This is a genomic window from Syntrophomonas sp. UBA5494, from assembly GCF_002426325.1.
In genome coordinates this window covers 19,001-29,689 of sequence record NZ_DIPG01000123.1, presented here as the reverse complement: position 1 = coordinate 29,689, position 10,689 = coordinate 19,001, and the positions used below count along the sequence as shown (strand labels likewise).

Annotated in this window: 13 protein-coding genes; 8 read left to right on the top strand and 5 right to left on the bottom strand. The window is 48.4% G+C overall.

Annotated elements, in window-relative coordinates; all coding sequences use genetic code 11:
* The 5 genes from B3W37_RS13600 to yedF all read left to right on the top strand — a co-directional run.
* A partial coding sequence (locus B3W37_RS13600; RefSeq protein ID WP_483171234.1) for a hypothetical protein occupies window positions 1-570 on the top strand: 570 nt, incomplete at its 5' end.
* Entirely contained in the window at window positions 567-2,618 is a 2,052-nt protein-coding gene (locus B3W37_RS13595) for a thioredoxin domain-containing protein (RefSeq protein ID WP_483176141.1), read from the top strand. The genes B3W37_RS13600 and B3W37_RS13595, both read left to right, overlap by 4 nt.
* A 35-nt stretch (window positions 2,619-2,653) precedes the next feature.
* Window positions 2,654-3,214 (top strand): nitroreductase family protein, encoded by a 561-nt coding sequence (locus B3W37_RS13590; protein ID WP_483176140.1) that lies wholly within the window; start codon window positions 2,654-2,656, stop codon window positions 3,212-3,214.
* A gap of 117 nt (window positions 3,215-3,331) precedes the next feature.
* Window positions 3,332-4,297 carry a L,D-transpeptidase family protein gene (locus tag B3W37_RS13585; RefSeq protein ID WP_483171239.1) on the top strand — a complete coding sequence of 322 codons (966 nt, stop codon included), beginning with the start codon at window positions 3,332-3,334 and terminating at the stop codon, window positions 4,295-4,297.
* Window positions 4,298-4,364: 67 nt separating this feature from the next.
* On the top strand, window positions 4,365-4,952 hold the full coding sequence (yedF, locus tag B3W37_RS13580; protein ID WP_483171240.1) for a sulfurtransferase-like selenium metabolism protein YedF: 588 nt from the start codon (window positions 4,365-4,367) through the stop codon (window positions 4,950-4,952).
* Between the two features lie 4 nt (window positions 4,953-4,956).
* Here yedF and B3W37_RS13575 read toward each other — a convergent pair whose 3' ends face one another.
* Genes B3W37_RS13575 through B3W37_RS13555 form a run of 5 tightly spaced genes read right to left on the bottom strand, consistent with a single transcriptional unit; the run spans window position 4,957 to window position 7,789 of the window.
* Window positions 4,957-5,685: a LytR/AlgR family response regulator transcription factor gene (locus B3W37_RS13575; protein ID WP_483171241.1), complete on the bottom strand. Its 729-nt coding sequence runs from the start codon at window positions 5,683-5,685 to the stop codon at window positions 4,957-4,959.
* Window positions 5,686-5,694: 9 nt separating this feature from the next.
* Entirely contained in the window at window positions 5,695-5,832 is a 138-nt protein-coding gene (locus B3W37_RS13570) for a cyclic lactone autoinducer peptide (protein WP_483176139.1), read from the bottom strand.
* Window positions 5,829-6,458: an accessory gene regulator ArgB-like protein gene (locus B3W37_RS13565; RefSeq protein ID WP_483176138.1), complete on the bottom strand. Its 630-nt coding sequence runs from the start codon at window positions 6,456-6,458 to the stop codon at window positions 5,829-5,831. Before B3W37_RS13565 ends, B3W37_RS13570 begins: the two co-directional genes overlap by 4 nt.
* Window positions 6,424-7,299, bottom strand: a complete 876-nt coding sequence (locus B3W37_RS13560) for a sensor histidine kinase (protein WP_483176137.1) — start codon at window positions 7,297-7,299, stop codon at window positions 6,424-6,426. Before B3W37_RS13560 ends, B3W37_RS13565 begins: the two co-directional genes overlap by 35 nt.
* Window positions 7,253-7,789, bottom strand: a complete 537-nt coding sequence (locus B3W37_RS13555; protein WP_483176136.1) for a hypothetical protein — start codon at window positions 7,787-7,789, stop codon at window positions 7,253-7,255. The genes B3W37_RS13560 and B3W37_RS13555 overlap by 47 nt, the downstream gene beginning before the upstream one ends.
* Before the next feature lie 340 nt (window positions 7,790-8,129).
* On the opposite strand from B3W37_RS13555, the gene B3W37_RS13550 reads away from it, so the two are divergent.
* From B3W37_RS13550 to B3W37_RS13540, 3 genes are all read left to right on the top strand, one after another.
* Window positions 8,130-8,603, top strand: coding sequence for a chemotaxis protein CheW (locus tag B3W37_RS13550; protein ID WP_481037670.1), 474 nt, complete (start codon window positions 8,130-8,132; stop codon window positions 8,601-8,603).
* A 93-nt stretch (window positions 8,604-8,696) separates the two neighbouring features.
* Window positions 8,697-9,062, top strand: coding sequence for a holo-ACP synthase (gene acpS, locus B3W37_RS13545; RefSeq protein WP_483171246.1), 366 nt, complete (start codon window positions 8,697-8,699; stop codon window positions 9,060-9,062).
* A 4-nt stretch (window positions 9,063-9,066) separates the two neighbouring features.
* Window positions 9,067-10,626, top strand: a complete 1,560-nt coding sequence (locus B3W37_RS13540; RefSeq protein WP_483171247.1) for an NAD(P)H-hydrate dehydratase — start codon at window positions 9,067-9,069, stop codon at window positions 10,624-10,626.
* The last annotated feature ends 63 nt before the right edge of the window (window positions 10,627-10,689 follow it).

Genomic DNA, 10,689 nt, shown 5'->3' with positions numbered 1-10,689 from the left:
ATCGGGGCGCTCTACTTCGGCGTGGAAGAATTGTTTATCAAATTCGGCTTATACCAGCAGTTGTGGTGGAAGACACTATATACCTTTTTAGGGTTGATGGCGATATTCCGCCTGATGAAATGGTGGTTCGACAACCTGAACAAGGTTCATGGAAGACTGATATCGTTTCTTACCTTGACGGCTATTCTTTATGGAGTGAGAATCCCACTGGTTTTGATTGACTATGCGATGCTGCATGGCAGATCTTTTTCGGTACAGTGGATTGAAGCTTTGGGTCGGGACAGCTCCGCAGTCAACACCTTGATAACCTTGCCGGCTATAGCGGTCCTGGCATTCTTTTTGGTTAACGATTATTCTAAGCTATGGAAGGCAGCCTGGGTGGCATTGCTTTTTATGGTAGATCTTCTGTTGAGGAGATTTGGCGTGGTTCACACATTCACTCCTTGGGATAATATTTACATTATTGCGGTTGAAATTGCAGTGCTATTGTTCGGGGTTTATTTTCAAAACATCTTGAAACAAAACACCTTGAAGCCAACATTAATTTTAACTGATAAGGAGGCGTCATGAAAACAACCCAATTGCCCAATAGATTAATAGACGAAAAGTCACCCTACCTCCTCCAGCACGCCTACAATCCGGTAAAGTGGTACCCATGGGGGGAAGAAGCCTTCAACAAAGCCGAGCAGGAAAACAAACCGGTTTTTTTGAGCATAGGCTACTCCACCTGTCATTGGTGCCATGTGATGGAACGGGAATCTTTTGAGGATGAGGAGGTAGCCCGGCTATTAAATCAGCATTTTGTGGCCGTCAAGGTAGACCGGGAAGAACGGCCGGATATTGACACCGTATATATGAATGTATGCCAGGGGATGACCGGACACGGGGGATGGCCCCTGACTATTATTATGACTCCAGATAAAAAGCCGTTTTTTGCTGCCACATATATACCCAAATATGACCGCCGCGGCCTCTCCGGCATGATGACTCTCTTGCCCCGGATAGCCCAAATATGGCAGGATGACAGGCCGTCGTGCTATGGCATCGGAGATCGCATCAGTGACTGGCTGATCGAGGCCAGCCTTCCCGCGGGGAACCGCGCTGAAATCAAAGCCGGCGTCTTCGACGAGGCTTTTCAGTATTTAACCCGCGTCTATGACTCTGAGTACGGTGGATTTGGCAGTGCTCCCAAATTCCCCACTCCTCACAATCTTTATTTCCTGCTGCGCTACTGGTACTATACCGGGGAAGAACTGGCCCTGGAAATGGTGGAACAGACTCTGAAGTCCATGTATAAAGGCGGCATATATGACCACATCGGCTTTGGGTTTGCTCGTTACAGCACCGACCGGGCATGGCTGGTGCCCCATTTTGAGAAGATGCTTTATGATAATGCTCTTTTAGCAGTGGCCTTTGTGGAGACTTATCAGGCCACCGGCAATGAATTCTACGCCGACGTAGCCCGGGAGATTTTTACTTATGTTATGCGGGAAATGACTTCACCGGAGGGGGGCTTCTATTCCGCTCAGGATGCTGATTCTGAAGGTGAAGAGGGGAAATTCTATGTGTGGACGGCAGCCGAGATAATGGAGGTTTTAGGTGAGTTCAAAGGCATGGAGTTCTGCTCCTTTTATGGCATCGCCCCGGAAGGCAACTTTGAAGGCAAAAGCATACCCAATCTTTTGGGTACTGAACTGAGCGACGATGAACGCCGTCAACTGGAGCCGGTCAGGCTCAGGCTTTTTAATCATCGTTCCAAGCGTATTGCGCCTTTCAAGGATGATAAGATCTTGCTGTCCTGGAATGGGTTTATGATTGCAGCCCTGGCTTTGGGCGGGCGAGTTCTGGATGAGCCGTCTTATATAGAAAAAGCCCGGACCGCGCTGACATTTATCGAAACCCGTATGCGCGTCGGGGATCGCTATATGCTGAGATACAGGCAAGGAGAAGCTGCCAACCCCGCTTTGGCGGAGGATTATGCCGCACTGGTATGGGGGCTGTTGGAAGTGTATCGCAGCACCCTGAACCCCGCCTATCTGCAAAAAGCCCTAGAGGTCAATTCCGAGATGATAAATCTTTTTTGGGATGAAGTTCAAAGCGGTTTATATTATTATGGTAAAGACAGCGAGGAGCTGCTCATAAACCCCAAGGAAGTATATGATGGCTCCATACCATCTCCAAATTCGCTGGCAGCAAGAAATCTAGTATGGCTGGGACGCCTGACCGGTGATCAGGCAACCACCAGGCTGGCCGAACTGATACTCAAGGCCTTTTCCGAACCGGTAAGCCAGCATCCCTGGGCGCATACCCACTTCCTCCTGGCGGCGATGACTGACCATTTTGCGGGAAAAGACATCGTCATAGCCGGAGATCGGCATGAAGAGCAGACCCGTGACATGATCTCGGTGCTAAATCAGGTATTTAGGCCTGACATCACCCTGGTATTAAAAACCAGCCAGGATGAACTGGTAGGTGAATTGGTACCGTTCGGTAAAGAGATGAAGAAAGTTGATGACAGGGTCACAGCCTATATCTGTGAGGGTTTTTCCTGCCGGGAACCGGTTTTCTCAGCCGAACAACTATGTGAGGCTGTGGAGAGCAGCCCGGGTGAATCTTAACATCTAGCGAAGAAAATGGAGGTATTTATTTAATTATGGAGACGATGGAATGTATACTGACCCGCAGGAGTATTCGTCATTTCGCTGCCGATAAGGAGGTCCCGGAAGAGATTATCCGCGAACTTATGGAAGCAGTGAGATGGGCTCCGTCCTGGGCTAATACGCAGACCTGGGAGGTGGTGGTGGTAAAGAATCCGGATCTCAAGCAAAAGTTGTCTGATACGACAAGAGTTAATCGCGGCACCCAGGCGATTATAGAGGCCTCAGCTGTGATGGTATTCTGTTCGCGTCAGGGTGTTTCCGGGGCCAGGGATGGGGTTTATGCGACCGCCAAGGGTGATTGGTCAATGTTTGACTGCGCCCTGGCCTGTCAGAATTTCTGTCTGTCTGCTCACAACAGGGGTTTAGGAACGGTGTACATCGGTCGTTTCCAGCACCAGGAGGTCGACACGCTCCTGGGCTTGCCCCAGGGCATAGAATCGGTGGTTATGATCCCCCTGGGCTATCCTGTTAAAGAGGCTAAAGCTCCGTCCCGCAAGGCTTTAAACGAGTTTGTACACGATGAAAAATTTGGTTATCGCTACTTTACAGACTGAAGCTTCACTGATTTTCCAGGCATATTGTACAGTAGAGAGGCACATAAATATACAGAAAGTCTAACCAGGGTATCACCCTGGTTTTTTTATAGAAATTAATGATGGGAGGTAACTGGATTGTATAAACATATCTGGGCTGCGATACTGCTGCTGGCTATGGTTTGGAATGCCGGCCCTTTAGCGTTGGCGGCTCCCGCCGCAACCACAGACACAACTCCCCCGCCCGGCCCAAAAATTGTTGACAGCACTGACTTTCCTACCTTGTATTTGACCGAACCCAACCTTCAAGGGCAGGCTATATGGATGGTTCAAGCACGCCTGAAAGAGATCGGTTATGAAATAGAGCCCAGCGGCATGTACGATGCCTTTACCAGCCATACTGTAAGGTTGTTTCAGTTGGCCAATGGCCTGATCGATGACGGCATAGTCAAGGAAGAGGAGTGGCTTACTTTGATGCCTCAGGAACCTGATGCATCCTGCCTTACAAGCTCACCGGGAGCAGACGGTAAAATGTTGATCGTGATTGATGTAAAGAGCCGCACTCTGGTGCTTTACAAAGATAAAGAAGTGGTGTGCAAATACCCGGTGGCTGTCGGCAAATCCTCGACCCCCTCGCCTATAGGAGAATGGCGGGTGGCACAAAAATCCCTTTCGTGGGGAGGCGGGTTTGGTACGCGGTGGATGGGCCTCAATGTCCCTTGGGGTATTTATGGGATACATGGCACCAATAAACCGGGATCGATCGGAAGCTATGCTTCTCACGGCTGCATTCGCATGTTCAACCGCGACGTTGAAAAGCTGTATCCGCTGGTTCCTCATGGATGCCGCGTGAAGATCGTCAACAATGGCAACATGATCCCCCAGCAGATAAAACCGGTTAAGCTGAAGAAGGGTTCTACGGGGCAATCCGTGGTTTATGTCCAGGCGCGTCTCAAGCAACTGGGAATCGAATTTGGGGTTGCTGACGGGCGTTATGGGAACATGACCGTCCTGGCGGTAAAATATTATCAGGCCTGGCACGGTTTAAATCCCAGCGGCGAAATGGATGAAGCCACCTACCGTAAAATGGGGCTGGTCAAATGAGGTAACTGCTCTAATGACAGGTTGGTAGTATGTTACAATAAGTGAAAAGACAAAAGGAGTTTGGGCTGTGAAGAAAACAGTGGATGCCCGCGGGCTTTCATTTCCAGAAACGTGGCTTCTTACTAGCGAAGCCCTCCTGGACAGGCATTGCCTTGAAGTCCTGGCGATTGTTGACAACTCGAATGCTATACAGGAGATTACCAACCTTATTGCCGATTTGCCTTATAAAGCTACCGTAGAGGAAAAGCAGGGCCAATACCATATCAATATTCAAAAACATGAGTCGGTCCAAGGCTTGCGACTGGCATCGGCGGAATATGGACAAACCGTCCTGGTCATCAGCAGTACCTCTTTGGGAAAAGGTGAAGACCACTGGGGAGGGCAGCTGATGAATAGCTTCATCTACTCCCTCATGCAGCTGGAAGGTTTGCTAAAAACCGTAGTATTTATAAACAGCGGGGTATTCCTGGCAACCGAGGGATCGGATGTCTTGCCCTATTTACAGCACATGCAGGAATCTGGGGTTGAAATAATCTCCAGCCACACTTGTTTGAGCTATTACCAGCTGCTAGGCAAGCTCCGGGTTGGAACTATGAGCAACATGTTCACCATTACCGAAAAAATTGCCGAGGCCAAACGGTTGATAGCGTTTTAAAGGCTTAAAACGAAGGTGTAAACCGGTCGATGTGAACGCGAAAACGGTTGCGGCTCATTGTGGCTACACCGCTGTATCCCTCAAAGTGGATGGCATAGGATTGATTGCCGGCATCTTTGATCTGGCTCACCTTATCCATGTTGACTACATAAGACTTGTGAACCCGCAAAAAATTAGGACCCAGCAATGACTCCAATTCATTAAAAATGCAATTACTTTCGTTAACGCCCCCGATCGAATGAATAAAAGCCTTTTTTCCCTGCTTTTCGATGAAAAATATATCATCGATATTGAGAAAAACTATGCTGTCTGAGGATTTAATGACCAGGCGGTTGTTAGGGCTTTTATGCAGATTGATGGCCTGACGCTCCGAATCAAGACCCGAAATGGCCTGCATAACTTTATCCCGCTTAATCGGTTTCAATAGATAATCATAAGGATGAACCGCAAAGGAATCCACAGCATATTTGGCATAACCGGTAACAAAGATGAACTCGGTATGCGGGCTGACGGTATAAATGGCCCGGGCGACATCGATACCGTTCAAATTATCTTCAGGTGCTAGTTCAATATCTAAAAATGCCAGATCTGGAGCGATTTCGCTGGCCAGGCGAATCGCTTCCTGGCTGATTGAGGTTCCTACTACTTGTTCGACCTTGGGGTGCTCCGATATTAGCTTCTCGAGAAAGCGCAAAGTGTAATTTTCATCTTCTAGGATCAGTACTTTAAACATGCTTAGTTCCTACTTTTTCAGGCTTTGAGGGATGTCTGGCTCATAGACGATTAGCCAGCACATGGGTTTTACAGCGCTGAACACCGCCAGCACCAACGCAAAGGAAGCCAGACTGGCATAGGCTTTGGACATTAATTTCGCTTTCACACCGAACACCTCCTTTCCAGAATATCCATACCGTGATCAAGGGTATGAAATAATCTATATCCCCAGGGGGTTATAACCAATAAACCAGCTAGCCAACCCAGGAGTATGGCGTTGACCAGGCTGGAATTACCGCAATAAAGCAAGCCAGCCGCGGCCAGAACATTGACCAACAAGGTCACTGAGGTTATTTGCTTTTGCTGTCTGATTTCATGAGCTGCCGTAACCCGTTTTTTCTCGGTTCCCGCCGGCACCCAGGCTCTGATGACAGCCAGCCCGGCTATAGTCAAAATGATAATGGCAGCCAATGCCCAAGCAATACCTAAAGGGAGCATCTCACTCAGTTTAGCCAGGCCCAACATCAACAAGAGGCTGGTAGTAAGGCAGCGGGGGAAGGTTTTGAGATGAGCGCCTCCTCCAGGGACTCTGATCAGGCCATATGCCATCAATACCAGGAAAGTTGGAATCAATAGACCCAGAAACGAGGACAACACGAATAAAAGCAGTAATTCCAGCGCATTGTTCAAAAAATTCTCCAGGCCATAGGCATATACTTCAACTTCTTCTGCACTGCTGCCCAAATGCTGGCCGATATCAGACGCTATTTTCGATGAAAGCCACTTGTTCATACATCCTCCTGCGCCCAGGCAGATTAATTATGAAAGTAGTCTTAGGCTGGGTAACTACGCGGATATTGCCGCCATATTTTTCAACCAGTCGTTTTACGATATAGAGGCCAAAGCCGCGGCCAGCGGAACCGCTGGTGGAAAAGCCCGGGGTAAACATCAGGTTTTCCAGTTTCTTGGGTATTCGGGCCCCACTATTGTAAACATAGATCACATACTGGGATTCCTCATGTTTTAACTCCAGTGATACGCGGCGCGGATGTTGTCCCCTCAGGCTGGCCTCCAGGGCATTATCTATCAGGTTGCCGATAATACTGCATAAATCCCAGGGAGGGATGCCCATTTCATTGACTTCACACTTTACCGCGAAATCAAATTGTATATTCTTGGTCTCAGCCAGCTTGCGCTTGGAATTCACCAGGGCAGTGAGAGCCGGGTTGCCGACGTATACCAGATCCTGTATCTCCCAGTACTGCTCGGCCACCCCGTCCAGATAGTCGCGGGCCTGGTCCACTTCGTCCAGATACAACATAGCCTGCAGGGTTTGAATATGCCTGGTGTGCTCGTGCCGCTGGCTGTTTAAGCTATGTACCAAGTCTTCGATGTTGCTGAGATGTTCTCGCAATAACTGGCTTTCAACCAGCTTCAGGCTATATTCATCTATTTGGCGAATCGATATTACGACAAAGCCGCTCAATAACATAATCACCAAACTAGCAAAAGGCAAGAATTTTTTGAGCCCTTCAATATCAGGACCAATGGTTATTGCCAGAATAATGACAGCAATAAATACGGTTTCAAATAATATCGTCGAAATCGCTATAATGGGCTTGTTGGTTGGCATTTTGATCTCCATCACTCAAATCGAAGATATAGACCTTACGGACTTTACAATAAACTAAGGCTGCACCAACAAATAGGGCTTGAATCAGAAACATCAACGAATTAATTAATATATTATTTTTAATTTGCTCATAGTCAATTGATGTCAGCCATAGAATTAACGGTACCAAAATCGATTGCGTTACCGCCAACACCGCAAACCCCGTCAAAACTGACCAAATTACTTTATATAATGGAAGTCGGGTAAAAAACCAACAAAGCGAAATCAATACAACTATTCCGATAAGAGAGTGCACTCCAAAGACAATGGGCAATTTTCTAACATAAAATGATATTATTGCACTCATAGCAGCGATAACGATGGCATGTCCGAATTTAAGCCTCAGGTTGTACAATTGAAATCCCATCAAAACCATCAGCAGGGACTCGGGAATGCCAACAGTCAACACCAAGTACCAGGAAATGGAAATCACTTCATTCCCTTCTTTCATAGCTTAATCAAAAACCTACACATAATCAAATTACCACAAAAACCAACTTTATCCTGCTCATTCGCCGAATTTTACTGGTTTTTACCCAGAAAAATTAATGATAAGGCGGGTATGAACTGCTGCAAATCAAACATGAAAGACCGCTAAATGGGCATGAAAAGCCGGATGCCAGCAAAACGACTTTTTTCGTAAATTATTATCCCAGATAATGGAAGCCTTGAATTTAACGAAAAGACTAATAGATTTGATTAATTTTTTCGATTAAATACTACAAGGATTAAGTACCGGTAAACGGTGATAACGAATCATAAATTTATTCTTTGACAATGGAGGAGACAGCATGGCTGAAGAAATTCAATTGGTGGTATTCAAACTCAAACAGCAGGATTCGGTATGTGAATATGGTGTGGGCGTAACCACCGTACAAGAGATTATACCCATGACTCAGCCGACCAGGCTGCCTCAAACACCAGATTTTATTGAGGGCATTATTAACCTGCGCGGTAGAGTGATCCCTATTATCGATCTTAAAAAGCGCTTTAATATGGGCGCTTCGGATTTAACTGCAGAATCGCGCAGTGTGGTGGTTGAAGTGGGCGGTAAAACTGTGGGCATCATCGTTGATGAGGTCAGTGAGGTAATGCGCCTGCCGGTGGATAGTATCGAACCGCCTCCGGCAGTTATGGGGGCCATTGCTTCGGATTATATTACCGGAGTAGGAAAATTAGACAACCGGCTTTTAATTCTTTTGGATATGGATAAAATATTAAATGAGGGCGAAAGAACGGAGCTATATGATTTCGCCGTACAATAGAGGTGAATGATTGATGAAACAGCCCTGAGATCCTGCAGGATTTCGGGGCTTTCTTTGTTGTACTGCAGATAATGCTGGAAAGGGGGGTACATATTGTTAATTGGTATAGATATAATTGATATTGACAGGGTGAGAAATGTGGTCTGCCGGACGCCGCGTTTTTTAAAAAGGGTTTATACTGAAGCAGAGCTCAACTATTGTATGAGCAAGAAGAACCCATATCCTTCATTAGCGGCTCGTTTTGCCGCCAAGGAAGCAGTGCGCAAACTGCATCCGGCCCTGGCCGGCTGCAGGTGGCAGGAAATCGAGGTGAACTTGAATCCGGACGGCAGCCCAACCCTCTGTTTGCACGGCCGGGCCCGGCGGGCCCAGTTGGATGCCGGGCTGGCGGCTCCAAGCATAAGTCTATCCCACTCAGCCCAACAGGCTGTAGCAGCGATAATCACTGCGAAAGGATGAAGACATGAAACTGGTAAATTCTCAGGAAATGAAACAGATTGACAGTAAAGCAATAAATGATTATATGATACCGGGCCTCGTATTGATGGAAAATGCCGGGATTCGCACTGTGGAAATAGTTGAAGAGATACTGGACGGTGCGGCGGGCAAAACCGTGTTGGTCCTGGTGGGAAAAGGCAACAACGGCGGTGACGGGTTGGTTATCGCCCGGCACTTGATGAATTCCGGAGCGCAGGTTTTTGTATTCGCGCTGGGCAGACCCGAGGCATTCCCGCCAGACGCCAGAACCAATTTTGAAATCCTCAAGAAAATGGGGGGGCAGTTTTATGAACTGCAGCAAGAAGCAGACTTGGACAGCTTGATGATCTGTCTTCTAAATAGCGATCTAATCGTCGACGCTCTTTACGGCAACGGTTTTAAGGGCAGACTGAACGATTATGAAGCCCGTCTGGCTGACATGGTCAACTGGTGCAAAAAGCCGGTAGTGGCCGTGGATATCCCTTCCGGGGTTGATGCGGATACCGGCCTGGTTCACGGTACCGCCATCAGAGCCACTCACACAGTCTGCTTTGCTCTGCCCAAAATCGGCCTGGTATTGGAACCGGGCAAGGACTATGTCGGCACCTTGAGCGTTGCGGATATCTCTATACCGCGAACGCTCTTGCTGGATAATCAACTGAAAACCAACCTTATCACTGCTGATATGGTAGGTCCTTTTATCAAGCTGCGTCCGGCGGAATCCCACAAGGGAACTTTTGGCCATGCCCTGGTGATCGGCGGCTCGGTGGGCCTTACCGGGGCTGTGGTGATGGCCTCCTATGCCGCCCTGCGCACTGGGGCCGGATTGGTTACAGCCGCACTGCCCGAATCTTTGGCGCCTATTGTCGACGGCGTCATCACTGAGGTGATGGCAGCCCCGCTGCCTGAATCCGGTGAGGCTTTGATCGGCTTGGAGGCTGTGGCGGTTTTGGACAATCTGATGGGTACCGTATCAGTTGCGGCCATAGGACCTGGTATGTCAGGTCATGCTGAAGCCGCGGCGGTCATGCGGCACGTTCTGCAGCGGGCCGGTATTCCGCTGGTGATCGATGCCGATGGTTTAAATGCTCTGGTGGGCAATACCGACATATTTAAAGATCGGCAGGTACCTATCGTCTTGACCCCGCATCCCGGGGAGATGTCCCGTCTGACCGGCAAGAGCATAGCCGAGATTCAGGCCGGCCGCCTGGAAGTAGCCCGCCATTATGCAGTGGAGTGGGGCGTGACCCTGGTCTTGAAGGGAAACAAGACCGTGGTAGCCGACCCTTTCGGCAATCTGTATATAAATATCATTGGCAACCCGGGTATGGCAACAGCCGGCAGCGGGGATGTTCTGTGCGGCATTATAACCGGCTTGATCGCCCAGGGATTAAAGGCTACTGAAGCTGCTGTAGCAGGCGTTTATCTGCATGCCCGGTGTGGAGACCGGGTGGCTGAACAAAAAGGGCAGCGCGGCTTGGTAGCCGGGGATATGATTGCGGTCTTGCCAGAAATCCTGTGTTCGTTTGAGAACCAGACCTTGTAAAATAAATGCAGGCAGTTCAATAGTATACGGCAAACCAGTCCACAATAAGAACAGGTTTTTATA

Excerpts from the sequence above, each read along its gene's own strand:
- B3W37_RS13595 (WP_483176141.1), top strand. The coding sequence starts at position 567 with ATGAAAACAACCCAATTGCCCAATAGATTAATAGACGAAAAGTCACCC.
- B3W37_RS13590 (WP_483176140.1), top strand. The coding sequence starts at position 2,654 with ATGGAGACGATGGAATGTATACTGACCCGCAGGAGTATTCGTCATTTC.
- B3W37_RS13575 (WP_483171241.1), bottom strand. The coding sequence starts at position 5,685 with ATGTTTAAAGTACTGATCCTAGAAGATGAAAATTACACTTTGCGCTTT.
- B3W37_RS13565 (WP_483176138.1), bottom strand. The coding sequence starts at position 6,458 with ATGAACAAGTGGCTTTCATCGAAAATAGCGTCTGATATCGGCCAGCAT.
- B3W37_RS13560 (WP_483176137.1), bottom strand. The coding sequence starts at position 7,299 with ATGCCAACCAACAAGCCCATTATAGCGATTTCGACGATATTATTTGAA.
- B3W37_RS13555 (WP_483176136.1), bottom strand. The coding sequence starts at position 7,789 with ATGAAAGAAGGGAATGAAGTGATTTCCATTTCCTGGTACTTGGTGTTG.
- B3W37_RS13550 (WP_481037670.1), top strand. The coding sequence starts at position 8,130 with ATGGCTGAAGAAATTCAATTGGTGGTATTCAAACTCAAACAGCAGGAT.
- B3W37_RS13540 (WP_483171247.1), top strand. The coding sequence starts at position 9,067 with ATGAAACTGGTAAATTCTCAGGAAATGAAACAGATTGACAGTAAAGCA.